General features: G+C 65.5%; 19 protein-coding genes. 8 read left to right on the top strand and 11 right to left on the bottom strand.

What is annotated here, in order from left to right:
* Positions 1-77: 77 nt before the first annotated feature.
* From lysS to AC5P66_RS13990, 3 genes are all read left to right on the top strand, one after another.
* Positions 78-1,589, top strand: coding sequence for a lysine--tRNA ligase (gene lysS, locus AC5P66_RS14000; RefSeq protein ID WP_099487662.1), 1,512 nt, complete (start codon positions 78-80; stop codon positions 1,587-1,589).
* Positions 1,590-1,793: 204 nt separating this feature from the next.
* A complete protein-coding gene (gene rpfG, locus AC5P66_RS13995) occupies positions 1,794-2,939 on the top strand; it encodes a cyclic di-GMP phosphodiesterase response regulator RpfG (RefSeq protein ID WP_049435901.1) in 1,146 nt (381 codons plus the stop codon).
* Complete coding sequence (locus tag AC5P66_RS13990; RefSeq protein WP_099495848.1) at positions 2,936-5,110, top strand: response regulator; 2,175 nt, start codon at positions 2,936-2,938, stop codon at positions 5,108-5,110. The genes rpfG and AC5P66_RS13990 overlap by 4 nt, the downstream gene beginning before the upstream one ends.
* A 70-nt stretch (positions 5,111-5,180) precedes the next feature.
* On the opposite strand, the gene AC5P66_RS13985 is transcribed toward AC5P66_RS13990, so the two are convergent.
* The 5 genes from AC5P66_RS13985 to betI form a co-directional block, all read right to left on the bottom strand.
* A complete protein-coding gene (locus AC5P66_RS13985) occupies positions 5,181-6,053 on the bottom strand; it encodes a crotonase/enoyl-CoA hydratase family protein (RefSeq protein WP_014647007.1) in 873 nt (290 codons plus the stop codon).
* 161 nt (positions 6,054-6,214) lie between these two features.
* Positions 6,215-7,891: a long-chain fatty acid--CoA ligase gene (locus AC5P66_RS13980; protein WP_053499432.1), complete on the bottom strand. Its 1,677-nt coding sequence runs from the start codon at positions 7,889-7,891 to the stop codon at positions 6,215-6,217.
* A gap of 222 nt (positions 7,892-8,113) precedes the next feature.
* Positions 8,114-9,796, bottom strand: a complete 1,683-nt coding sequence (gene betA / locus AC5P66_RS13975) for a choline dehydrogenase (RefSeq protein WP_021202070.1) — start codon at positions 9,794-9,796, stop codon at positions 8,114-8,116.
* A 101-nt stretch (positions 9,797-9,897) separates the two neighbouring features.
* The gene (gene betB / locus AC5P66_RS13970; protein ID WP_099495847.1) at positions 9,898-11,370 is read right to left on the bottom strand and encodes a betaine-aldehyde dehydrogenase; all 1,473 of its coding nucleotides are present in this window, start codon (positions 11,368-11,370) and stop codon (positions 9,898-9,900) included.
* 38 nt (positions 11,371-11,408) lie between these two features.
* Complete coding sequence (betI, locus tag AC5P66_RS13965; RefSeq protein WP_049413944.1) at positions 11,409-11,999, bottom strand: transcriptional regulator BetI; 591 nt, start codon at positions 11,997-11,999, stop codon at positions 11,409-11,411.
* A gap of 170 nt (positions 12,000-12,169) precedes the next feature.
* Between betI and AC5P66_RS13960 the strand changes: the two genes are divergently transcribed.
* Complete coding sequence (locus AC5P66_RS13960) at positions 12,170-13,720, top strand: BCCT family transporter (protein ID WP_099495846.1); 1,551 nt, start codon at positions 12,170-12,172, stop codon at positions 13,718-13,720.
* A gap of 129 nt (positions 13,721-13,849) precedes the next feature.
* Here AC5P66_RS13960 and acnA read toward each other — a convergent pair whose 3' ends face one another.
* Positions 13,850-16,603: an aconitate hydratase AcnA gene (gene acnA / locus AC5P66_RS13955; RefSeq protein ID WP_099495845.1), complete on the bottom strand. Its 2,754-nt coding sequence runs from the start codon at positions 16,601-16,603 to the stop codon at positions 13,850-13,852.
* 302 nt (positions 16,604-16,905) lie between these two features.
* Between acnA and AC5P66_RS13950 the strand changes: the two genes are divergently transcribed.
* From AC5P66_RS13950 to AC5P66_RS13935, 4 genes are all read left to right on the top strand, one after another.
* On the top strand, positions 16,906-17,130 hold the full coding sequence (locus AC5P66_RS13950; RefSeq protein ID WP_005409505.1) for an AbrB/MazE/SpoVT family DNA-binding domain-containing protein: 225 nt from the start codon (positions 16,906-16,908) through the stop codon (positions 17,128-17,130).
* A gap of 6 nt (positions 17,131-17,136) precedes the next feature.
* Complete coding sequence (locus AC5P66_RS13945; RefSeq protein ID WP_005416402.1) at positions 17,137-17,535, top strand: type II toxin-antitoxin system VapC family toxin; 399 nt, start codon at positions 17,137-17,139, stop codon at positions 17,533-17,535.
* A gap of 44 nt (positions 17,536-17,579) precedes the next feature.
* Positions 17,580-20,171: a bifunctional aconitate hydratase 2/2-methylisocitrate dehydratase gene (acnB, locus tag AC5P66_RS13940; protein WP_099495844.1), complete on the top strand. Its 2,592-nt coding sequence runs from the start codon at positions 17,580-17,582 to the stop codon at positions 20,169-20,171.
* A gap of 132 nt (positions 20,172-20,303) precedes the next feature.
* Positions 20,304-22,082, top strand: coding sequence for a WG repeat-containing protein (locus tag AC5P66_RS13935; RefSeq protein WP_111096381.1), 1,779 nt, complete (start codon positions 20,304-20,306; stop codon positions 22,080-22,082).
* Between the two features lie 96 nt (positions 22,083-22,178).
* On the opposite strand, the gene AC5P66_RS13930 is transcribed toward AC5P66_RS13935, so the two are convergent.
* The 5 genes from AC5P66_RS13930 to AC5P66_RS13910 form a co-directional block, all read right to left on the bottom strand.
* Positions 22,179-22,550, bottom strand: coding sequence for a hypothetical protein (locus AC5P66_RS13930; protein ID WP_134731698.1), 372 nt, complete (start codon positions 22,548-22,550; stop codon positions 22,179-22,181).
* 271 nt (positions 22,551-22,821) lie between these two features.
* Positions 22,822-23,895: a protein-glutamate methylesterase/protein-glutamine glutaminase gene (locus AC5P66_RS13925; protein WP_099495842.1), complete on the bottom strand. Its 1,074-nt coding sequence runs from the start codon at positions 23,893-23,895 to the stop codon at positions 22,822-22,824.
* Complete coding sequence (gene cheD / locus AC5P66_RS13920; RefSeq protein ID WP_014037083.1) at positions 23,892-24,488, bottom strand: chemoreceptor glutamine deamidase CheD; 597 nt, start codon at positions 24,486-24,488, stop codon at positions 23,892-23,894. Before cheD ends, AC5P66_RS13925 begins: the two co-directional genes overlap by 4 nt.
* Positions 24,485-25,354, bottom strand: coding sequence for a CheR family methyltransferase (locus AC5P66_RS13915; RefSeq protein WP_049416359.1), 870 nt, complete (start codon positions 25,352-25,354; stop codon positions 24,485-24,487). The genes cheD and AC5P66_RS13915 overlap by 4 nt, the downstream gene beginning before the upstream one ends.
* A gap of 37 nt (positions 25,355-25,391) precedes the next feature.
* On the bottom strand, positions 25,392-25,815 hold a 424-nt coding region (locus AC5P66_RS13910; RefSeq protein WP_262222797.1), incomplete at its 5' end, for a methyl-accepting chemotaxis protein.

Raw genomic sequence — 25,815 nt, 5'->3', positions numbered from 1 at the left:
TGGGCGGTTTTGGTATGCTGGGCAACCGGCTGTGCCGGGCGCTGCATCCCCCCTCACTACACGATTCCCGCAGATCCATGAGCGAAGCTACCGATACCCCCCCCGTCGACGAGAACAAGTTGATCGCCGAGCGCCGTGAGAAACTCAAAGCGCTGCGTGGGCAGGGCATCGCGTACCCGAACGATTTCCGTCGTGAGGACTTCGCCGGCCGCCTGCAGGAAGAATTCGCCGATGCCGGACAGTGGACCGCCGAGGCGCTGGAAGGCAACGGCCGCCAGGTGAAGATGGCCGGCCGCCTGATGGCCAAGCGCATCATGGGCAAGGCGAGCTTCGCGCAGATCCAGGACGAGTCCGGCCGCATCCAGCTGTTCCTGCAGGGGGCCGTGCTGGGCGATGCCTACACCGCCTTCAAGGGCTGGGACGTGGGCGACATCATCGCCGTCGAAGGCGGCCTGACCCGCACCAAGACCGGCGAGCTGTCGGTCAAGGCCGAGTCGATCCGCCTGCTGACCAAGTCGCTGCGCCCGCTGCCGGACAAGTGGCATGGCCTGGCCGACGTCGAGCAGCGTTACCGCCAGCGTTACGTCGACCTGATCGTCACCCCGGAGTCGCGCGCGGTCTTCATCAAGCGCTCGAAGATCATCCGCGCCATGCGTGCGTGGCTGGACAACCGCGACTTCCTGGAAGTCGAGACGCCGATGATGCATTACATCCCCGGCGGCGCGGCGGCCAAGCCGTTCACCACCCACCACAACGCGCTGGACCTGGACCTGTACCTGCGCGTGGCGCCGGAGCTGTACCTCAAGCGACTGACCGTGGGCGGCCTGGAGCGCGTGTACGAGATCAACCGCAACTTCCGCAACGAAGGCGTCAGCACCCGCCACAATCCGGAATTCACCATGATGGAGCTGTACGAGGCCTATGCCACGTACAACGAGATCATGGACCTGACCGAAGGCGTGATCCGTGACGTGGCCAAGACGGTCAACGGCAGCACCGAGGTCGAGTGGGACGGTGCGAAGATCGACCTGGGCCCGGCGTTCCGCCGCTGGCGCATGGACGAAGCCGTGCGCCACCACAACCCGGAAATCTCGGTTGCCGACTGCACCGACCGTGACGCGCTGCTGCGCCATTGCGAGCGCTTGAACATCCGCGTCAAGCCGTCCTACGGCTGGGGCAAGCTGCTGCTTGAGATCTTCGAGGCCACCGTCGAGCACACCCTGATCCAGCCGACCTTCATCACCGACCATCCGGTGGAAGTCTCGCCGCTGGCCCGTGCCAACGACAATGATCCGGGCTACACCGACCGCTTCGAGCTGTTCGTCAACGGCAAGGAGCTGGCCAATGGCTTCTCCGAGTTGAACGACCCGGAAGACCAGGCCCAGCGCTTCCAGGCCCAGGTGGCCGCGAAGGAAGGTGGCGACGACGAGGCCATGCACTACGACGCCGACTACATCCGTGCGCTGGAGTACGGCATGGCCCCGACCGGCGGCCTGGGCATCGGCGTCGATCGTCTGGTGATGCTGCTGACCGGCAGCAGCTCGATCCGCGATGTGCTGCTGTTCCCGTACATGCGTCCGGAGCAGTAAGTCACCTTTTTGACTCCCGTTTGTGCGCGCCGTCCCGAAACGAGACGGCGCGATTGACGCGTCCCGCACTCGGCGTATCGTAATTGCACTACCTTGACGCCTGTTATGGCTTGATCGGCGTCAGGGGAAGGCACGGTGTGGGGAGTCCGCTTCACATTGTGATGACGATCATGAATCGGGATGCACGACACGGGAGTCAGGCCGATGCAGGGTGCGAGCGTTCGCAGCGGCAGAGTATCCTCGCCTGCTGATGATCCAGCGTGGTCGAAAAACCAGGCAGAGTACGCGTTGAATATCGTCATCGTTGATGACCAGACTTCCGCCCGGACGATGCTGCGTCACGTCATCGAAGACATCGCGCCGGAACTGAGCGTGTATGACTTCGGCGATCCGCTGACCGCATTGGCCTGGTGCGAAGCCCATCCGGTCGACCTGCTGCTGCTCGATTACCGCATGCCGGAGATGGACGGGCTGGAATTCGCTCGTCGTTTCCGTCGGCTGCCCAAGCACCGCGACATTCCGGTGATCCTGATCACCGTGGTCGGTGACGAGCCGATCCGGCAGGCGGCACTGGAAGCAGGGGTCATCGACTTCCTGGTCAAGCCGATCCGCCCGCGCGAACTGCGTGCGCGCTGCTACAACCTGCTGCAGCTGCGCCAGCAGACCGAGAACGTGAAGCAACGGGCGCTGTCGCTGGAGCAGCGCCTGCTGGCCAGCATGCATGAGGTCGAAGAGCGGGAGCGCGAAACGCTGTCGCGGCTGGCGCGCGCGATCGAGTTCCGTGATGCCGGCACCAGCGCCTACCTGGAGCGCATGGCACGTGTGGCCGGCCTGATTGCCGAACAGCTCGGGCTGCCCGAGGAGGAGGTGCGCCTGATCGAAATGGCTGCGCCGCTGCATGACATGGGCAAGATTGCCATTCCCGATGCGGTGCTGCTCAAGCAGGGCAAGCTCAACGAGGAGGAGCTGGCGATCATGCGCCGGCACCCGCGGATTGGCCATGAACTGCTGAGCGGCAGCCAGAATCGTTTCATCCAGGTTGGCGCGTTGATCGCACTGCGTCATCATGAGCGCTACGACGGCAGCGGCTATCCCGATGGGCTGGTCGGCGATGCGATTCCGCTGGAAGCGCGCATCGTGGCTGTCGCCGATGTCTTCGACGCCCTGATTTCGCCCCGTCCGTACAAGGAAGCATGGACCATGGAAGCCACCCTGGCTTATCTCTACGCCCAGCGTGGCCGGCTGTTCGATCCCCGATGCGTGGACGCGCTGCTGCGCGGCCGCGAACAGCTGGACCAGATCTGCGCCGAGCATTCGATGGCGTCCGCGCGCCCGGGGCTGGGCGCGTGAAACGGCTGTTGTCGCGGCTGCGGCTGCGCCTGTCCCAGCGCCAGGACAGCGAACACGGCCAGCAGATCGTCCGTATTGTCCTGATCAGCCTGATCCTGGCCTATGTGCTGTTGCCGGCGCCGCGCCACGACCTGCCGCACACGCAGTACGTGGGCGTGCTGGCGATCGTATTGACCGGCCTGAGCCTGTCGCTGCTGCTGTTCGGCTGGCTGCTGTGGCGGCCGGCGCGTTCCGATCCCCGCCGCGTGCTGGGCATGCTCGCCGACTATGGCCTGATCGCTGCCGGCATGGTGCAGATGGGCGAGCCCCTGGCCTGGGTCTACATCGTGGTGATGTGGGTGACGGTCGGCAACGGCATGCGCTTCGGCAACCACTACCTGTACGTGGCGGTGGCGATGGCGATGGTGAGCTTCGGTTGCACGGTGCTGCTGACGCCTTACTGGCAACAGAATTTCCGTCTGGCCATCGGCCTCTGGCTCGGCCTGGCGGCGGTGCCGCTGTACTTCTCGACACTGCTGCGGCAGCTGACCGAAGCGATGGCCGAGGCGCGCCGTGCCAGCGAGGCCAAGAGCCGTTTCCTGGCCAACATGAGCCACGAGTTCCGCACGCCGTTGAACGGCCTCAACGGCATGACCGAAGTGCTGGCGACCACGCGCCTGGACGAGGAGCAGCGCGAGTGCCTCAACACCATCCAGGCGTCGTCGCGCAGCCTGCTGGCGCTGGTGGAGGAAGTGCTGGACATCTCGGCCATCGAGGCCGGCAAGCTGCGCGTGGTGGCCGAAGACTTCGCCGTGGCCGACGTGATCCAGGCGATCGGGCTGATCCTGTTGCCGCAGGCCAAGGCCAAGCGCCTGGATTACCGGGTGAAGGTCGCCGATGGCGTGCCGCCACGCGTGCGCGGAGACGTCGGGCACCTGCGGCAGATCCTGCTGAACCTGGCCGGCAACGCGGTCAAGTTCACCGATCACGGCCGGGTCGAAATCCGTGTCAGCGTGGTGCAGGCCGATACCAGTGGCGCGGTGCGGCTGCGCTTCGACATCCTCGACACCGGCATCGGCGTGGCCCCGGCCATGCGTGCGCGGCTGTTCGATGCCTTCGAGCAGGCTGACGTCAGCATGGCGCGTCGCCACGAGGGCACCGGGCTGGGCACAACCATCGCCAAGGGCCTGGTCGAAGCAATGGACGGCGATATCGGCTATCTGGAAAACCCGCCTCGCGGCAGCCACTTCTGGGTCGAGCTGCCGTTCGCGCCGCCGCAGCCGCAGGTGCCGGGTGCGGTGCCGAGCCTGACCGGCGACGAAGACGTGGGGCCGGGCGGCAACGTGATCGCATTTGCCGACCCGTTCCTGCGCCATCGCGCCCGCGTGCGCAGCATGCAGATCCTGGTGGCCGACGACCACGAGGCCAACCGCATGGTCCTGCAGCGCCTGCTGCAGAAGGCCGGGCATCGCGTGCTGTGCGTGGATGGCGGTGAGGCGGTGCTGGATGCGCTGGCCGACAGTGAGTTCGACGCGGTCATTGTCGACCTGCACATGCCGGGCATGAGCGGGCTGGACATGCTGAAGGAGTTGCGGGTGATGCAGGCCGGCGGCGGACCGCGCACGCCGGTGCTGGTGCTCAGCGCCGATGTCACGCCCGAGGCGATCCAGCGCTGTACCCAGGCTGGGGCGCATGCGTTCCTGGCCAAGCCCGTGGTGGCGGTGCGCCTGCTCGATACGCTGGCGGAGATCGCCAGCAACGCCCAGCTGAAGACCATGGCCGCACCGGTGGTGCGACCGATGGCGCTGCAGGATGGGGTGCTCGACAGCAGCGTGCTGGACGAGCTGGCCTCGCTGGGCATGGGCGAGGGCTTCGAACGTGAGTTCATCCGCCAATGCCTGGAGGACGTGGCGGGCTGCATGGGCAAGGCCGAGCAGGCCGGTGAGGCCACGCGGTGGGATGTGTTCCGCGAACAATCCCACGCGATCAAGGGCGTGGCCAGCAACCTCGGCCTGATGCGCGCGTCCAACCGTGCCGGCGAGCTGATGCGGATGGCCGACTGGCAGCTGAAGACCGAATGGCGCACGCGCCTGGGCATCCTGCAGGAGGCGATCAAGGAAGGCCGGCGTGCACTGGAGGCACGGGCCGAACGCCGGCTGCGCGGCGCTGCCGACGATGGCGAGGCGCGCTGAACCACGGCATGGTCCATAAAAAAAGCCCGGTGGCCAACCGGGCTTGAACCCATCCTGGGGGAGGGATGAATCAGGCTGCGTCGAGGCTGGCGCGACGGGTCTGGGCCTTGATCAGGCGATCCATGGTGCGCAGCGAGCGGTCGCCGAGTGCGAGGGCGGAATCGACCCATACCTTGGTGATCTCCAGCAGTTCGTCGTAGCTGACCGGCTGGGCGATGGCGCGTGCGGCGTTCATCGCCAGATAGGACTGCGGCGTGCGCTGCTGCTGGCGGATCAGTTCTTCCACCGCGGCCCGGCCTTCGCCCTTCTTCACCAGTACGTCGACCACGCCCATCGCATGCATTTCCTCGGCGCTGTAGACCCGGCCGTCGAGGATGATCTTCTCGGCCAGATGCGGCGACACCCGGCGGCACAGGAAGGAATAGGCGCCCATGCCCGGGAACAGGCCGAACAGCACCTCCGGCAGGCCCAGTCCGCTGCCTTCCTCGGCGACGATGGTGTGGCAGGCCAGGGCCATTTCCAGGCCACCGCCGAGGGCGTCGCCCTGGATCAGCGCGATCGAACGGACATCACCGCCGAACCCGGTATGCAGGTGGTGCACGCCCTCCACGCAGCGCTGGGCGTAGTTCAGCAGGAGGTCGCGGTTGCCTTCGCGGATCAGGCGGGTGAACAGGTCCAGGTCGCCGCCCAGGTTGTAGGCGACGGCATCGGAGGCCAGCACGAAATGCCGCAAGGTTCCGTTGTGGCGTTCGGCAGGGCTGCGGGTGATGGCCGCCATGTAGCTCCACATTTCGTCGAGCATGTCCTTGCGGCAGCAGGGGCGGATCCCGGTGGCGGCATCGGCGTGCATGAACAGCCAGTGGGCAGCGCCGTCGGCGCTGTCTTCGGTACGGATGGTGGCGAACGGTGAGCCGCTTGAAGGCAGCTTTTCGATGGTACTCATGGAAGGGTCCTCGGCATGCGGCCCGCAGTGTCAGGTGGGTGGCCGGCGGGCCGAACGGTCCACACACGCGGCGATGCTACACCGCCCCAGGGGCGTCGCATGCGAAAGGGCCCGGGACGTTTCCGCCCCGGGCCCGGTGCCGTTCAAATTGCCGAAAACCCTTACTGGGCGGGCGTATCGCGGAGTTCGCGACGGAGGATCTTGCCGACATTGGTCTTCGGCAGCTCCTTTCGGAATTCAACGATTTTGGGATGCTTGTAGCCGGTCAGGTTGGCCCGGGCATGCTCCTTGACCATTTCGGCGGTCAGGTTCGGGTCCTTCTTCACGATGACCACCTTCACCACCTCGCCGGACTTGTCGTCCGGGACACCGACCGCGGCCACTTCCAGCACGCCCGGCATCATCGCGATCACGTCCTCGACTTCATTCGGGTACACGTTGAAGCCGGACACCAGGATCATGTCCTTCTTGCGGTCGACGATGTAGAAGAAGCCGTGTTCGTCCATCTTCGCCATGTCGCCGGTATGCAGCCAGCCGTCGGCATCGATCGCCTTGGCGGTTTCCTCCGGGCGCTGCCAGTAGCCCTTCATCACCTGCGGGCCCTTGATGCAGAGCTCGCCGACCTCGCCCAGCGGCAGGATGGCGCTGTTGTCGTCCTTGATGCAGGCATCGGTGGACGGGATCGGCAAGCCGATCGAGCCGTTGTATTCGGTCAGGGTGAGCGGGTTTATGCAGGCCGCCGGTGAGGTCTCGGTCAGGCCATAGGCCTCGACCAGGGTCACCCCGGTGACCTTCTTCCAGCGCTCGGCCACGGCACGCTGCACCGCCATGCCACCGCCCAGGGTGACCTTCAGCGAGGAAAAGTCGACCGTGTCGAAGCCGGGGGTGTTGAGCAGGCCATTGAACAGCGTGTTGACGCCGGTGATGGCGGTGAAACGCACCGACTTGAGCTCCTTGACGAAGCCCTTCATGTCCCGCGGGTTGGTGATCAGGTGGTTGCAGCCACCGAACTTCATGAAGACCAGCCCGTTCGCGGTCAGTGCGAAGATGTGGTACAGCGGCAGGGCGGTGATGATCCACTCCTTGCCCATCTCGATGCCCGACGCACTGATCCAGGCCGAGGCCTGCTGCATGTTGGCGATCAGGTTGCGGTTGGTCAGCATCGCGCCCTTGGCCACGCCGGTGGTGCCGCCGGTGTACTGCAGGAACGCAATGTCGTCGTGGTCGATCTCGACCTTGGGCAGGCTGTGGCGGCTGCCGATCTTGAGCGCCTGGCGGAAGCGCACCGCGCCCTTGAGATGGTAGTTGGGCACCATCTTCTTGATGTACTTCAGCACGAAGTTGACGATCACGCCCTTGGCGCCAAGCAGGTCGCCCAGGCCGGTGGTGACCACGTGCTTGACCGGCGTATCGGCGATGACCTGCTCGACGGTGTCACCGAAGTTGTCGACCACCACCAGCGCGGTCACGCCGGCATCGACCAGCTGGTGCTTGAGCTCGCGCGCGGTGTACAGCGGGTTGACGTTGACCACGGTCAGGCCGGCGCGCAGCACGCCGAAGGTGGCCACCGGGTACTGCAGGCAGTTGGGCATCATCAGGGCGACGCGGTCGCCCTTCTTGAGCTTGAGCTCTCCCAGCAGGTAGGCCGCGAACTGATTGACCAGCGCGTCGGTCTCGCCATAGGTGAGGACCTTGCCGAAGCTGGAGTAGGCAGGACGGTCGCGGAACTTCGCGACGGAAGCGTCGAAGACCGAAGCTACCGAATGGAACTCGTTGACGTCGATTTCGGCGGGAACGCCTTTCGGATAGCTCTGCAGCCAGGGACGATCCAGACTCATATTCCCCCTCCAGGAATCGTGATGTATTAGGTTCCGACCCTGAGCGTATCGACAACGGCCGGTCATTGCAGCATACCCCGCCGTAGGGAAAACGCGAAGAGGCCCCGAAGGGCCTCTTTGCTGGGTCGTGCCGGCCGCTGGCCGGCATCTGCGCTCGATAGGCGATCCGGCGGATGCCGGCCAGCGGCCGGCACTACCGTGGCCCCAAGCGGGCCGCCTGCGTCAACCCTGCTTTCGCACCGGTGCGCCGTTGGCCTTGTAGTACGGCGCGGTGCTGCGGGCCAGCGGGGTGCGGCCACGGATCACATCGGCAAGCTTCTCAGCCATCATGATGGTCGGCGCGTTGAGGTTGCCGGTCACCACCTGCGGCATGATCGAGGCATCGACGATGCGCAGGCCTTCCAGCCCGTGAACGCGACCCTGGCCATCGACCACCGCCATCGGGTCGTCGGCATGGCCCATCTTGTTCGAGCAGGACGGGTGGTAGGCGGTCTCGGCATGCTCGCGCACGAATGCATCGATCTGCGCGTCGGTCTGCAGTGCACTGCCCGGCGAGATCTCGCGGCCGCTGTACGGGGCCAGCGCCGGCTGCGCGAAGATTTCGCGGGTGATGCGGATCGCCGCGCGGAATTCGCGCCAGTCCTGCTCGTGCGACATGTAGTTGAACAGGATGCTCGGATGTTCGCGCGGATCCTTCGAGCGCACGTGGATGCGGCCACGGCTGGGCGAGCGCATCGAGCCGACGTGCATCTGGAAGCTGTGCGCCTTGATCGGGTTGGAGCCGTTGTAATTGATCGCCACCGGCAGGAAGTGGTACTGCAGGTTCGGCCAGTCGAATTCGGCGTCGCTGCGGATGAAGCCACCGGCCTCGAACTGGTTGCTGGCGCCGATGCCGGTGCCCAGGAACAGCCACTCGGCACCGATCGCCGGCTGGTTGTACAGCTTCAGCGCCGGAGCCAGCGAGACCGGCTTCTTGCACTCGTACTGCAGGTACATCTCAAGGTGGTCCTGCAGGTTGGCGCCGACGCCCGGCAGGTGGTGCACCAGGTCGATGTCCAGACTGCGCAGCAGGTCGGCCGGGCCGACGCCCGAGCGCTGCAGGATCTGCGGCGAGGCGATGGCGCCGCCGCACAGCAGCACCTCGCGGCGGGCGGTGGCACGCTGCGGCTGGTCGTTGTGCAGCCACTGCACGCCTACCGCACGCTTGCCCGAGAACAGGATGCGGTCGGTCAGCGCGTGGGTGACGATGGTCAGGTTCGGGCGCGGCTTGGCCAGGTCCAGGTAACCACGGGCGGTGCTGGAGCGACGGCCCTTCGGGGTCACCGTGCGGTCCATCGGGCCGAAGCCTTCCTGCTGGTAGCCGTTGAGATCGTCGGTGCGCGGGTAGCCGGCCTGCACGCCGGCCTCGACCATCGCAGCGAACAGTTCGTTGTTGCCGGCCTTGGGCGTGGTCACGCGCAGCGGGCCGTCACCGCCGTGGTAGTCGTTGGGGCCGATGTCGCGGGTTTCGGCCTTGCGGAAGTAGGGCAGGCAGTCGAGGTAGGTCCAGTCTTCCAGGCCGGGCATGCTGGCCCAGTTGTCGTAGTCCATCGCATTGCCACGGATGTAGCACATGCCGTTGATCAGCGACGAGCCACCCAGGCCCTTGCCGCGGCCGCAGTCCATGCGGCGGTTGTTCATGAAGGGCTCCGGATCGGTCTTGTACGCCCAGTTGTAGCGCTTGCCCTGCAGCGGGAAGGCCAGTGCGGCCGGCATCTGGGTACGGAAGTCGAACCGGTAGTCCGGGCCACCGGCTTCCAGCAGCAGCACGCTGACATCGGCATCTTCAGTGAGGCGGGTGGCCAGCACGTTGCCGGCCGAGCCTGCGCCGATGATGATGTAGTCGTACTCGTTATGGGTGCTCATGGGTGTCTCCTGCAGGCCGCGGCGCACTGCGGGCAGGCGTCGCGGCGGAATGTCGGATCGGCGCGGTGGCCGGACGAGGGTGCTGGCTGGCGGCGCGCCGGTCAGAACACGCTGGCGTAGTCGCCCAGCTCGACCTGCACCGACTTGATGCGGGTGTAGTGGCCGAGGGTGGAGATGCCGTTCTCACGGCCGACGCCGGATTCCTTGTAGCCACCGACCGGCATTTCGGCCGGCGATTCACCCCAGGTGTTGATCCAGCAGATGCCGGCTTCCAGGCGATGGATGATGCGGTGGGCGCGGCTGATGTCCTTGCTGACCACGCCGGCGGCGAGGCCGAAGGTGGTGTCGTTGGCACGACGCACCACTTCGTCTTCGTCGTCGTAGGCGAGGATGCTCATCACCGGCCCGAAGATCTCCTCCTTGACGATGGTCATGTCATCGCGGCAGTCGGAGAACACGGTCGGCAGCACGTAGGCACCGTTGGCCAGCGCGCCTTCGGTGGCACGGCCGCCGCCGGTCAGCAGGCGGGCGCCTTCGGCCTTGCCGCTCTCGATGTAGCGCAGCACGTTTTCCATGTGCGGGAAGCTGGTCAGCGGGCCGAAGTTGGTCTCGGCGGCCATCGGGTCGCCGATGCGGATGCGCTTGACGCGCTCGACCACGGCCGCCTCGAATGCGGCCAGCATGCTGCGCGGCACGAACACGCGGGTGCCGTTGGTGCAGACCTGGCCGGAGCTGAAGAAATTGGCCATCACCGCGATGTCGGCGGCGCGGTCCAGATCGGCGTCATCGCAGATCACCAGCGGCGACTTGCCGCCCAGTTCCATGGTCACTTCCTTCAGCGACGAGGACGCGGCGCTGGCCATGACCTTCTTGCCGGTGGCGACGCCGCCGGTGAAGGAGATCTTCTCGATCACCGGGTGCTCGGTCAGCCACTGGCCGATCTCGCGGCCCGGGCCCTGCACGACGTTGAACACGCCGGCCGGCACGCCGGCTTCGGTATAGATCTCGGCCAGCTTGATCGCGGTCAGCGGGGTGACTTCGGAGGGCTTGAACACCATCGCGTTGCCGGCGGCCAGGGCCGGGGCCGACTTCCACATGGCGATCTGGATCGGGTAGTTCCAGGCGCCGATGCCGGCCACCACGCCCAGCGGTTCGCGGCGGGTGTAGAAGAAGCTCGATTCGCGCAGCGGCAGCTGGATGCCTTCGATGGCGGTGGCCAGTCCCGCGTAGTACTCGACCACGTCGGCGCCGGTGACGATGTCCACGGTGGTGGTCTCGGCCAGTGCCTTGCCGGTGTCCAGGGTTTCCAGGTGGGCCAGTTCGTCGTTGCGCTCGCGCAGGATCTCGACGGCGCGGCGCAGGATGCGCGAGCGCTCCATCGCGGTCATCGCGGCCCAGACCTTCTGGCCCTCGGCCGCGCTCTGCACGGCGCGCTCGACGTCGGCCTGGCTGGCAACCTGCACTTCGGCAATCACCTCACCGGTGGCCGGGTTGACGGTCTTGAAGGTCTTGCCGCTGGTGGCATCGACGCGCTGGCCGTGGATGTAGAGCTGTTGGACGGGCAGGGTGGTCATGGGGCGTACTCCTTGGAAGGGGGCGGGTGCTGAAGCGCTTATAGCGCGGCAGCCTGCAACTGGAAGTCGATGTAGCCGTAAGCGATGCGCCGGGACTTCTCGGCGTTGAACTGGCCGCCGACCAGGCTGCCGCGCAGCCACAGGCCGTCGATCATCGCGGCCAGGCCACGGGCGGCCAGGCGGGCCTGCGGATGGGGCAGCAGGCGGTTGAACTGGTGGCACAGGTTGGAGAACAGGCGCTGGTCGTTGGCGCGCTGCAACCGGGCCAGTTCCGGCTGATGCATGCTGGCGGCCCAGAAGGTGAGCCAGACGCGCATCGCGGTACCGTTGATCTGGCTGTCGTCGAAGTTGCCATCGACGATGGCACGCAGCTGCTCGCGCGGGTCATCGCTGGCCTCGGCGCGGTAGCGGGCGACGGCGTCCTTCAGTTCGCGCAGGATCTGCCGCATTGCCGCATTGAGCAGGCCGTCCTTGTCGCCGAAGTAGTGGGCGACGATGCCGCTGGACAGCCCTGCCTTCTTCGCGATGGTGGCGACGGTCGCATCGGCCATGCCGATCTCGTCGATGGTCTGGAAAGTGGCCCGGATCAGCTGTTCGCGCCGTACCGGTTCCACGCCTTTCTTCGGCATTGTCTCTCCACGGTTTGCGACCCGAAGGATCGGGCTGCCCGCCATTATGCTTTTTATTGATTGAACGTTCAATCAATAAACCCTAGGATGCGCTCGCGCCCCACGCCATGGGCCCGGTTTACCGGTCCGGCCCCGCCCATGTGCTCCCTCGGACTTGATGAGACGACCCCATGTCTTCCCTGGCTCATCCCAAGCGTTCGCCCCTGCGCTTGAACCGTTTTGTCTTTCTCAGCTCCTCGGTGTCGATCGGCATCCTCGGGCTGCTCACCGTTCTCTATCCCGAAGCCAGCGAGCACTGGCTGCAATGGGCGCAGGCCGAGGTGTCGGCCGCGTTCGGCTGGTGGTACATGCTGCTGATCGTGCTGTGCCTGGGCTTCGTGCTGTGGCTGGCGTTCTCGCCGTATGGCCGCATCCGCCTGGGCCACAACGAGGAATCACCGGCCTTCGGCTACGTCGCCTGGGTCTCGATGCTGTTCTCGGCCGGCATCGGCATCGCGCTGCTGTACTACGGCGCCTACGAGCCGCTGGACCACTTCCTGCATCCGCCCGGGCAACCCGGCGGCACCGTGGCCGCCGGCCGCGAGGCGATGGTGCTGACCTTCCTGCACTGGGGCCTGCACGGCTGGGCGCTGTACGCGCTGGTCGGTGTGGCACTGGGCTACTTCGCCTACCGCCGGGACCTGCCGCTGGCGCTGCGCTCGGCGCTGTACCCGATCTTCGGTGAGCGCATCCATGGCCGCATCGGCGACATGGTCGATGGCTTCGGCATCCTGGCCACGCTGATCTCGATGGTGACCAACCTCGGCATCGGCGCGCTGGTGGTGCAGTCCGGCCTGGTCTACCTGTTCCACATCCCGGATACGCCGCAGGTGCTGGTGGCCATCGTGCTGGTGATGATGGTGGTGGCCACCGTCGGCGTGGTGGCCGGCGTGGAAAAGGGCATTGCCTGGCTGTCCAACCTCAACGTGCGCCTGCTGTGCGGCTTGCTGCTGTTCGTGCTGGTCACCGGCCCGACCCTGCACCTGTTCGACGGCCTGATCCAGAACACCGGCGACTATCTCGGCGCGTTCGTGCGCAAGAGCTTCGACATGTACCTCAACGATCCCAAGGGCCGTGAATGGATGGGGTCGTGGACGCTGTTCTACTGGGCGTGGTGGATCGCCTGGGCGCCGTTCGTCGGCCTTTTCGTGGCGCGCATCTCGCGCGGCCGCACCATCCGCGAAGTGATCATGGGCGTGCTGCTGATCCCGCTCGGCTTCACCCTGGCCTGGCTGTCGATCTTCGGCAACACCGCCATCGACCTGGTGCTCAACCATGGCCAGGCGATCCTGGGTGAGGTGGCCCAGCACGATGCAGCGATGACGCTGTTCAAGCTGCTGGAATACCTGCCCGGCGCGCCATACGTGGCCGGTGCCGCGGTGGTGATCGGCTTCGTGCTGTTCCTGACCCCGGTCGACTCGGGCACGCTGATGATCGCCAACCTGTGCACCCGTCGTGTTGACGATGGCGTCGAAGATGGCCATGACGCGCCGATCTGGCTGCGCGTGTTCTGGGCCGCCGGCATCACCGTGGCCAGCGTCGGCCTGCTGCTGGCCGGCAACTTCAGCGCGATGCAGACGGCGGTCGTGCTGTGCGGCCTGCCGTTCTCGTTCACCCTGGCGTTCTACATGTGGGGCCTGTTGAAGGCGCTGCGCACCGACCCGGATGCGCCACGCCGCTGAGTGCTTCTGTAGAGCCGAGCCCATGCTCGGCTGCTGTTGGCGCAGAAGCAGCCGAGCGCAGGCTCGGCTCTACAAGGGGGCATCGCAAACGCAAAGGGCCGGACCCGCAAGGATCCGGCCCTTTTTTCGTTACTTGCTGGCCAACTGGCGCAGCACGTACTGCAGCAGGCCGCCATGACGGAAGTACTCGACTTCCTTCGGGGTCAGCAGCATCACCGACACCTCGAAGGTCTTCCTGGTGCCGTCGGCCCTGGTAGCGGTGACCGTGGCGCGCTTGCTTGCACCGTCCTGCAGGCCGGTGACGTCGATCACTTCCGAGCCGTCCAGGCCCAGCGTCTGTGCGTTCTCGCCGTTGCGGAACTGCAGCGGCAGCACGCCCATGCCGACCAGGTTGGAGCGGTGGATGCGTTCGAAGCTTTCGGCGATGACCGCCTTCACCCCCAGCAGCAGGGTGCCCTTGGCCGCCCAGTCGCGCGACGAACCGGTGCCGTATTCCTTGCCGGCCAGCACCACCAGCGGCACCTTGTCGGCCTTGTACTTCATGGCCGCATCGTAGATCGCCAGCTTCTCCGGCTGGCCACCACCGGCGGGGTAGTACAGGGTGTTGCCGCCTTCCTCGCCACCGAACATCAGGTTCTTGATGCGGATGTTGGCGAAGGTGCCGCGGACCATGACGTCGTCGTTGCCGCGGCGGCTGCCGTAGCTGTTGAAGTCGGCCGGCTGCACGCCGCGTTCCTGCAGGAAGCGGCCCGCCGGCGAGTCCTTCTTGATGTTGCCGGCCGGGGAGATGTGGTCGGTGGTGATCGAGTCGCCGAACAGGCCCATCACGCGTGCGCCGTGCACGTCGTCGATGCTGCCGGTCTGCATGGTCATGCCATCGAAGTAGGGCGGGTTCTTGATGTAGGTGGAGGCGTCGCTCCACTCGTACAGGTTGCCGTCCGGCGAGGCGATGGTGTTCCAGCGGGTATCGCCCTTGAACACATCGGCGTAGTTCTGCTTGAACATCTCCGGGCCGATGGTGGCGGCGATGACATCGCCGATTTCCTTGTTGCTCGGCCAGATGTCACGCAGGAACACCGGCTGGCCGTCGCTGCCGGTGCCGAGCGGCTGGGTGGTCAGGTCGATGTCGGTGGTGCCGGCGATGGCGTAGGCCACCACCAGCGGCGGGCTGGCCAGGTAGTTCATCTTTACTTCGGGGTGCACGCGGCCCTCGAAGTTGCGGTTGCCCGACAGCACCGAGGTCACCACCAGGTCGCCGGTTGCGATGCCGGCGCTGACTTCGGTTGGCAGCGGGCCGGAGTTGCCGATGCAGGTGGTGCAGCCGTAGCCGACCACGTAGAAGCCGATCTTCTCCAGCTCCTTCAGCACGCCGGCCTTTTCAAGGTAGTCGGTGACCACGCGCGAGCCTGGGCCGAGCGAGGTCTTGACCCACGGCTGGCGGTTCAGGCCCTTGGCGGCCGCGTTGCGGGCCAGCAGGCCGGCACCGATCATCACCGCCGGGTTGGAGGTGTTGGTGCACGAGGTGATGGCGGCGATGACCACTGCGCCATCCTTCAGCCGCACCTTGCGGCCTTCGATCTCGATGTCGGCGAAGCCCTTGGCCAGCTGCTCGTTGCCGACTGCGGCGCCGCCGCCTTCGTTGACGAAGGTGGCAACGTCCTCGTTGCGCTTGTCACGGTTGGCGGTCATGCCGACCAGCGCTTCGCGGTAGTTCTTCTGCACGTCTTCCAGCAGCACGCGGTCCTGCGGACGCTTAGGGCCGGCCAGCGACGGCTTCACCGTGCCCATGTCCAGTTCCAGCGTGGTGCTGTACTGGGCGTGCGGGCTGCTCGGCTCGTGCCACAGGCCCTGCGCCTTGGCATAGGCCTCGACCAGATCGATCTGCTCTTCGCTGCGGCCCGACAGGCGCAGGTAGTTCAGCGATTCGGCGTCGATCGGGAAGATGCCGCAGGTGGCGCCGTATTCCGGGGCCATGTTGCCGATGGTGGCGCGGTCGGCCAGTGGCAGGTGCTGCAGGCCGTCACCGTAGAACTCGACGAACTTGCCCACCACGCCCAGCTTGCGCAGCATCTGGGTGACGGTCAGCACCAGGTCGGTGGCGGTGGCGCCCTCGGGCAGCTTGCCGGTCAGCTTGAAGCCGACCACCTGCGGGATCAGCATCGACGACGGCTGGCCGAGCATGGCGGCCTCCGCTTCGATGCCGCCCACGCCCCAGCCCAGCACGCCGATGCCATTGATCATGGTGGTGTGGCTGTCGGTACCAAACACCGTATCCGGATAGGCCACCGCCTTGCCGTCCTTGTCCGCGGTCATCACCACGCGGGCGAGGTTTTCCAGGTTCACCTGGTGGACGATGCCGGTGTTGGGCGGCACCACCTTGAAGTTGTCGAAGGCCTTCTGGCCCCAGCGCAGGAAGCCATAGCGCTCCTGGTTGCGCTGGAATTCGATCTTGCCGTTGAGGTCCAGCGCGTCGGGCTTGCCGAACACATCGACCTGCACCGAGTGGTCGATGACCAGTTCGGAGGGAATCTGCGGATTGATCTGCTCCGGCTTGCCGCCAAGCTTGACGACGGCGTCGCGCATCGCGGCCAGGTCGACCACGCAGGGCACGCCGGTGAAGTCCTGCAGCACCACGCGCGCGGGCATGAACGCGATTTCGGTGTCCGGCTCGGCCGCCGGGTTCCAGCGGGCCACGGCCTCGATGTGGTCCTTGCCGACGGTGATGCCGCCGTCCTCGTGCCGGAGCAGGTTCTCCAGCAGGATCTTCATCGAGTAGGGCAGGTGGGAGATATCGAAGCGCTGGCCCAGCGTGGGCAGGCTGAAGTAGTCGTAGGTCTTGCCGCCGACGTTCAGCTGGCTGCGGGTGGAGAACGAATCGCTCATGCGGGATGACTCCTTCTTGCGGATGGCTTGCAGTGGCCCGCGCATGGGCGGGCCTGCTTGCGGTCGCCGCGGGCCTGACGGCCCCGGTCGTCCCAGTATGAACTCCAGACTGAATGGATTCATCCGGGCCGGGCTCCGGCCTGCGGCATCGGTTCCAGACTACAGGGGAAGGTGTATGGCGTATGTCACGTTTGTGGCCGATCCTTTGCGAGGCAAGGGCTGGCGGGGCGCCGGTCCTGTTCAGGGTGGAAGTATGCCCGGGGAAGTATGTATAATTTGTGCATACTCTGGAGGGCCTACCGATGGAAGCCACTGTTGCAGAACGCGGACAGATCACCCTGCCCAAGGCGGTGCGTGATGCCCTCGGCCTGACCAAGGGCACGCTGCTGAAGGTCGAGCTGGACGGCAGCCGCATCATCCTGCGCAAGAGTGTTGACGATGCCATTTCGCGGGCGCGCGGCAAGTTCGCGCTGGACGGCTTCGAGTCATCCGACGCGGCGGTGCGCGCGGTGCGTGACGAGGAGTAAGCCGTGATGATCGCCGTCGATTCACCGGTGCTGGTCGAGCTGCTCAGCAATGGTCCGCAGGCCGATGCCGTGGAAGCCATCCTCCGGCAGAGCCTGGTCGGTGGCCGCGTGGTGGTCTGTGGCGCAACCCTCGCCGAAGTGTGCGCATCGCTGCGCGGCGGTGCCGAAGTGCTCGAAGCACTGGAAGAGATGGGCGTGCACTTCAACCCGATGGAGGCCAAGTCGGCGCTGCGCGCCGGCGAGATGCACCGTCGTCATCGCCAGCGTGGCGGCAGCCGCCGCAGCCTGGACGAATTCATGGTCGGCGCCCACGCACTGCTGCAGTGCGATGGCCTGATCACCTGGAACGATACGTTTTACCGCGACTACTTCAAGGGCCTGAAGCTGATCGTGCCGCACGCCTGAGCCCACTTTTGATTTTTCAACCTACGCATTACCCGGGAGTTGTCATGTTGGAAGCCTACCGCCACCACGTCGCCGAGCGCGCTGCGCTTGGCATCCCGCCGCTGCCGCTGAGCGCGCAGCAGACGGCCGATGTCATCGAACTGCTGAAGAACCCGCCGCAGGGCGAGGCCGAGTTCCTGCTCGACCTGCTGACCCACCGCGTGCCGGCCGGCGTCGATGACGCGGCCAAGGTCAAGGCGTCGTACCTGGCGGCGATCGCCCTGGGCAGCGAGCAGAACCCGCTGATCAGCCGCGAGCGCGGCACCGAACTGCTGGGCACCATGCTCGGCGGTTACAACGTTGCGCCGCTGGTGCAGCTGCTGGACGACGCCAGCGTCGGCACCATTGCCGCCAATGGCCTCAAGAAGACCCTGCTGGTGTTCGATGCGTTCCATGACGTGCAGGAAAAGGCCAAGGCCGGCAACGCCAACGCCCAGGCCGTGCTGCAGAGCTGGGCCGATGCCGAGTGGTTCACCAGCAACCCGGAAGTGCCGCAGAGCCTGACCGTCACCGTGTTCAAGGTGCCGGGCGAAACCAACACCGATGACCTGTCGCCGGCACCGGACGCGACCACCCGCCCGGACATTCCGATGCACGCTCTGGCGATGCTGAAGAACAAGCGCGACGATGCGCCGTTCACCCCGGAAGAAGACGGCAAGCGCGGCCCGATCCAGCAGATCCTGTCGCTGAAGGAAAAGGGTCACCTGGTGGCCTACGTCGGCGACGTGGTCGGCACCGGTTCCTCGCGCAAGTCGGCCACCAACAGCGTGCTGTGGTGGACCGGCGATGACATTCCGTACATCCCGAACAAGCGCGCCGGTGGCGTGTGCCTGGGCGGCAAGATCGCGCCGATCTTCTACAACACCATGGAAGATGCCGGTGCGCTGCCGATCGAGCTGGACGTGTCGAAGATGGAGCACGGCGACGTCATCGAGCTGCGCCCGTACGAAGGCAAGGCGCTGAAGAACGGCGAAGTGATCGCCGAGTTCCAGGTCAAGTCCGACGTGCTGTTCGATGAAGTGCGTGCCGGCGGCCGCATTCCGCTGATCATCGGCCGTGGCCTGACCGGCAAGGCGCGCGAAGCGCTGGGCCTGGCCCCGACCGACCTGTTCCGCCTGCCGGTGCAGCCGGCCGATACCGGCAAGGGCTTCTCGCTGGCGCAGAAGATGGTCGGCCGCGCCTGTGGCCTGCCGGAAGGCCAGGGCATGCGCCCGGGCACCTACTGCGAACCGAAGATGACCTCGGTCGGCTCGCAGGACACCACCGGCCCGATGACCCGCGACGAGCTGAAGGACCTGGCGTGCCTGGGCTTCTCGGCCGACCTGGTGATGCAGTCGTTCTGCCATACCGCCGCGTACCCGAAGCCGGTGGACGTGAAGACCCACCACACCCTGCCGGAGTTCATCTCCACCCGTGGCGGCGTTTCGCTGCGCCCGGGCGACGGCGTGATCCACAGCTGGCTCAACCGCATGCTGCTGCCGGACACCGTCGGCACCGGTGGTGACTCGCACACCCGTTTCCCGGTGGGTATTTCGTTCCCGGCCGGTTCGGGCCTGGTCGCCTTCGCTGCGGCCACCGGCGTGATGCCGCTGGACATGCCGGAGTCGGTGCTGGTGCGCTTCAAGGGCAAGATGCAGCCGGGCGTGACCCTGCGTGACCTGGTCAACGCGATCCCGCTGTACGCGATCAAGTCGGGCCTGCTGACCGTGGCCAAGGCGGGCAAGAAGAACATCTTCTCCGGCCGCATCCTGGAAATCGAAGGCCTGCCGGAGCTGAAGGTCGAACAGGCGTTCGAACTGTCCGACGCCTCGGCCGAGCGTTCGGCGGCCGGTTGCTCGGTGCGCCTGAACAAGGAACCGATCATCGAGTACCTGACCAGCAACATCACCCTGCTGAAGTGGATGATTGCCGAGGGTTACCAGGATCCGCGTTCGCTGCAGCGTCGCATCGAGAAGATGGAAGCGTGGCTGGCCAACCCGCAGCTGCTGGAGCCGGATGCGGACGCCGAGTACGCCGCCGTCATCGAGATCGACCTGGCCGACATCCACGAGCCGATCGTGGCCTGCCCGAACGACCCGGACGACGTGAAGACCCTGTCCGAAGTGGCCGGTGCCAAGATCGACGAAGTGTTCATCGGTTCGTGCATGACCAACATCGGTCACTTCCGCGCCGCTGCCAAGCTGCTGGAAGGCAAGCGTGACCTGCCGACCCGCCTGTGGGTGGCCCCGCCGACCAAGATGGACGCCTCGGAGCTGACCAAGGAAGGCGTGTACGGCACCTTCGGCGCTACCGGCGCGCGCATGGAAATGCCGGGCTGCTCGCTGTGCATGGGCAACCAGGCGCAGATCCGCGAGGGTTCCACCGCGATGTCGACCTCGACCCGCAACTTCCCGAACCGCCTGGGCCGCAACACCAACGTGTACCTGGGTTCGGCGGAACTGGCGGCGATCTGCTCGCGCCTGGGCCGCATCCCGACCAAGGAGGAGTACATGGCGGACATCGGCGTGATCAACGCCAATGGTGCGGAGATCTACCGCTACATGAACTTTGACCAGATCGAGGAATACCAGGACGTGGCCAGCACGGTCGCTGCCTGATGCGGTAGTGCCGGCCGCTGGCTGGCATCCCGTTGAAACGAAGAACCCCCGGTGAAAGCCGGGGGTTTTTTTGTGGACAGGGCACTTTCGGACAAATTGTATGTCTCTGGCGACGCATGGCGCCTACCGTGGATGCCCACCATTCGGGTCTTGCCTGAGATGCGCCATTCATTTCTGCTGACGACTCCCAGCCCTGCCCATCGCCGCAGCGTCATCACCCAGGCCTTCGGGACTCTGCTGGCCTCCGTACTTCTGACCATGGCGCCATCGGTCGGCGCAACGCCGGCGTCTGCGATGCCGCTGTCTATCAAGCCGCCGCCCCGTCTCGACAGGACTACACGCCACAGCCTCTGTCATGAGGGTCGCTGCGTGGTGCTGGATGGCACGGGCCGGCAACTGGTCGAGCATCGGGGAATGCAATACCTCCGCCCCTTCAAAAATGGGGTGGCGGTCTTCGAAAGGGGGGAGAACAGGGGCGTCATGAATTCAGAAGGGCGTATCGTCCTTGAAGCGCATTACGACTCGGTTGAGGTACATGGCAACGGGATGATCGAAGCCAAGGTATTGCTGCGGAGCCCGCCCAAGGCGTACACGCGAATCGACTTCTTCAATGCACGAGGCCGATTGGTGCGTCGGTTTGAGGAGAAAGGCGAGATCGATCTCCTGCGCTCGGCGTCCTGGGCAGGAAACCCGGCTGTAGAACTCTGCAACAGTGAAAAGCGGCGCTGCACGACCCACTTCCTTGACGCAAAGGGCAGGTCCGGTCCCGTTTTCAGTGTCTTTGGTAGCTTTGGTCCCGTGGGTCATGAGGGGGAAGTGGCCATCGCTTCGCGCGATGGTGTCCACTTTGGCCTGGTTGATCGATCACTGGCAGGCATAGGGCGCCAGGACTACGATCAGATGACCTTCAACAGTTCGGGTTTCGCGCTCGCCACCCAGGGCGGGAACGACACGGTGCTGGATCCCCACGGGGTGCAAGTGGCGCCCATGGGTCGATATCGGTTCAAGTTTGGTCGGGGTGGGTACCTGCTTTCTGCGGTAGCCGAAGACGGCCAGTGCCTGCATTTCACGCGCGCGGGTTTGATGTTTCCGACGCCTGCAGGCCACTGTATGAAGACAGATGAGTTCGCTGAACGAGTGGGGTATGTAATCTTCAGTTCGGAAGATGATGAATACGTTGTAGGCCTGGATGGGTCGCTGCGCTCCCTGCAACGCGCTGCAGGCCTGCATCCGTTGAACCGCAGGATCGTCGAGTATCAAAAGCCCGGCGAAGCGGGGGTGCGTTTCATGATGCTGGAAGATGGCAGCATCTCGTCTTCCCTGTACTACCGACTTGCGCCTTTTCAAACCGCGGAAGGACTGGATGACCAACTGCTGTTGGCCCAAGCCGATGGAGGATGGGGTGTAATAGATGCTACGGGTGCTTGGCTGATTCCTCCTCGCTACCGTCGAATAAGACCATTGGGTCCGAATCTGGTCGCGGCATTCGAACGGCCGGGATATGACCCCGGGTATCACATACTCGATCTGCGTGGCAATGCGGTGGCTGATTTCACGCTGCATGATCCCTTACCGGATTTTTTGGCGGATGGAACAAGAGTCTATGCGCTCTCACTACGTGGCCGTTGGGGTCTTCTGGATGAGTCGGGGCGGTGGAGGCTGGCGCCCCGCTACGGCTACGTGAATGTTTCGAAAGGCCTGGTTTCAGTGCGTGAGCGAAACAGTGCCGGTGATATTACGGTTAATTTTCTTGACCCGGACACAGAAACGACGCTGTTCGAACAGGGATTTCTATCGATTCATTCTCGACCGGATGGTCTGTTTGAGACGTTGAAGACAGATCAGACCTTGGAGCTGATCAAGCTCGACGGGACCGTTCTGGGGCGTCTGCATCCTCGTCCCAGCCAATAGTCGGACCATTGACTGCCTGGTATGGCTGGAGCCTGGTGCGATCCAAATGGAAAATCTGGGCGTGTTGGAAACAACGCAACGCTCAGGCTTCCGGCGCTACTGCACGGTCCAGTCTGCGCTGCCTTCCAGCCGACGGCCGCCGATCAGCACGTTGCCGCTCTTACCGGAGACATCCATCTCGAACCAAGGCAGTCCATCACGGTCAAGTGGACGCACGTAGGCCTGGCGCTTTGCACGGTTGAATTCGATGTAGTAGCGGCGATGCACGTTGGGGTACGGCGGGATAGACGGGCCTTTCCAGCTGACGCTTACCGCGCCGGGATCTTCGCGACCCACCAGCATCAGCATGAAGAACACATCACCCTGCTTGGCCTCGAAGTAGAACAGATCGCCACTGGCGCTGGCGGGTGCCAGTGGCAATGAAAGCAGTACGGCCGCCAGGGCGGCCTTCCATATGCCTTTGATCATGTGCAGCATTCCTTGTGCAATACCGCTATCAAAGCACACACGCGGGTAGCGCGTTGAAACGAAGAACCCCGATGAAAGCCGGCACCTTGAAACGAAGAACCCCGATGAAAGCCGGCACCTTTTCTTGTTGCCTGATGGCCTGTAGCGCCGAGTCCATGCTTGGCTGCTGTTCGTGCGATGCGCGATGAGTCGAGCGCGGCTCGACTCTACAAAGTCATCCACGCATGGCGTGGATCTACTGCCCGCGGAGTCCTTGAGCCGGGGCGCGCTATCAGCCGCGAGCGAGCGCCAGCAGCCGCTCGGCAATCCGTTCCAGTGGCACCTGTTCCTCAGCGGCGCCGAGTTTGAACGCTGCACCGGGCATGCCCCAGACCACGCTGGTGGCCTCGTCCTGCACCAGTGTCGGCGCGCCGGCCTGGCGCATTTCCAGCAGGCCGCGTGCGCCGTCGTCACCCATGCCGGTGAGGATGGCCCCGATGGCATTGCCACCCGCGCTCTGCGCGACCGAGCGGAACAGCACGTCCACCGCCGGCTTGTGCCGGTTCACCGCTGGGCCGTCGTCGACGCGGCAGCGCCAGCGTGCACCGTCACGGATGATGCGCAGGTGCTTGCCGCCGGGTGGCAGGTAGGCATGGCCGGGCAGCACCGCTTCGCCGTCGCTGGCCTCGCGCACAGCCATGGCCGAGTGGCGGTCCAGGCGTTCGGCGAAGGCGCTGCTGAAGCTGGCCGGCAGGTGCTGGGTCATCACCACGGCGGGCGCGTCGGCAGGCATGCCTTCCAGCACCACGCGCAGCGCTTCGGTGCCACCGGCTGACGAGCCGATCGCGATCAGGCGGTCGGTGGTACGGAACTGCGGCGAGGCAGCACGCGTTGCCGGCGCTGCGTCCAGCGTGAGCTTCGGGGCGGCCGCGCGCACCAGCGGTCGCACCCGCGAGCGCGCCGCCATCTTCACCTTGGCGATGATTTCGTCGGCGTAGCCCTGCAGGCCGCGTGCGACGTCCAGCTTGGGCTTGGAGACGAAGTCCACCGCGCCCAGTGCCAGCGCCTGCAGCGTGGTGTCGGCGCCGCGTTCGGTCAGCGAAGAAATCATCACCACCGGCAGCGGATGCAGGCGCATCAGGTTTTCCAGGAACGCCAGCCCGTCCATGCGCGGCATTTCCACGTCCAGGGTGATCACGTCCGGGAGTAGGCGCTTGATCTTCTCGCGCGCCAACAGCGGGTCAGCCGCGGTGCCGACCACGTCGATGGCCGGGTCGCTGGACAGGATTTCCGTGAGCATCTGCCGCACGACGGCAGAGTCGTCGACGATCAGGACCCGGCAGGGGGCGTTGCCGGTCAGGGTCATTCGAACAACTCCACGCCGCCGGTGACCGGGGCCTTGGACAGACGTGCACGCACCGCCGATTCGGTGGCAGCCACTTCGGCTTCGTGGGCATGCGGCAGGCGCTGCACCACCACGCGGCCGGTATCGGCGAAGAACCAGATCTTGCGCGGATGGATGCCGCACAGGTCCTCGGCAATGATCGGAATATGCTCGGCCTGCAGGTACTGGCGCACGAACTCGGCGTTGCGGGTACCGACCGGATTGCTGGTGAAGCCCTTGAGCACGTTGGCGCCGCCGAACACCTTGGCCTCGATGCGCTTGCGGTGTGCGCCGCGCTTGAGCATGTCGTTGATCAGCAGTTCCATCGCGTAGCTTCCGTAACGCGCAGGTGCGCCGTCGCCGGCGTTGCCTTCCGGCAGCAGGAAGTGGTTCATGCCGCCGATCTTCAGTACCGGGTCGCGCAGGCAGGCGGCCACGCACGAACCCAGGGTGGTGGTCAGCGCGGTGGTGTCATCGACCACCAGGTACTGGGTCGGCAGCAGCTTGGCGGCAATGGTCTGGAAGCGCGCATCCTGGTAGCGCATCACATCGTCGGTACGCAGCGAAGCATTCATGCGCCGGCCTTCGCCGCACGGCGGTAAAGGGTGCGGCCGCAGGGCTGGATCAGGTCGGCGGCGTGCAGGTAGTTCTCCGAGTGTCCGGTGTAAAGCAGGCCGTCATCGGCCAGGTGCTGTACCAGCCGGCCGAGGATCGCGCGCTGGGTTGGCTTGTCGAAGTAGATCATCACGTTGCGGCAGAACAACGCATCGAACGGGCCACCGACGTCGTAGCGCGGGGCGAGCAGGTTCAATGGGCGGAATTCGATCAGCTCGCGCAGCGCAGGCAGCACGCGGCACTGGCCCTCGTTGGGGCCGCTGCCACGCTGGAAGTAGCGGCGGCGCAGGTCCGGATCGAGGCTGGCGACGCGATCGATGTTGTAGACGCCGCGGCCGGCGGTGGCCAGCACCTGTGTATCGACGTCGGTGGCAATGATGCGCACCGGCGGCTTCAGGGTGCCAAAGGCCTCGCACGCGGTGATCGCCATCGAGTAGGGCTCTTCACCCGTGGACGCCGCGCACGACCACAGCAGCAACGGCGTGCGGCTGGAGCGCTGCTGCAGTTCTTCGCGCAGCTTGTCGAAGTGGTGCGGTTCGCGGAAGAACGAGGTCAGGTTGGTGGTCAGCGCGTTGGTGAACGCCTGCCACTCGTCACCATCTTCCTGCTCCAGATGGTCCAGGTACTGCTGGAAGCTGCGCATGCCCAGCGTGCGCAGGCGGCGCGACAGGCGGCCATAGACCATGTCGCGTTTTGCAGGGGCGAGGGCGATGCCCACGCGCTGGTAGATCAGGTCGCAGACGCGGCGGAAATCGCGGTCGGCGAACTCGAATTCGCGCGGGCCGGTGACGATGGGGGTAGGACTTTGCACGGGGGACGTGTCCATCGGCGGGGGCGGCGGCCGAAGCCGCCGCGGGTGGGTCTCAGAATTCCTGCCAGTCGCTGTCGCTGGCGGCGAAGGTGCTGGCGTTGCTGCTGCGACGTGGCGGTATCGGTGCAGGTGCTGCCGCACGGCTTGGCTGCGGAGGTGCCACGGTGGTGACTCTCGCCGGCTCGACCCGCGCGGCAACGGCCTGCATCGCGGCCGAGACCTGGTTGTCGAGCCGGAAGATCGCCACGGCATCTGCAAGCTGTGCGGCCTGGTCTTCCATCGCACGTGCGGCGGCGGTGGCTTCCTCCACCAGTGCGGCGTTCTGCTGGGTGGTCTCGTCCATCTGCACCACGGTCTGGTTGACCTGCTCGATGCCCGCGCTCTGTTCCTGCGAAGCAGCGGAAATCTCGGCCATGATGTCGGTGACGCGCTGCACCGAGGCGACGATCTCGCCCATGGTGCTGCCGGCCTGGTGG

The organism is Stenotrophomonas sp. YJH_SMC_122 (assembly GCF_059369535.1).
Note: the sequence above shows the minus strand (reverse complement) of the source record. Positions and strands in the feature narration are given on the sequence as shown.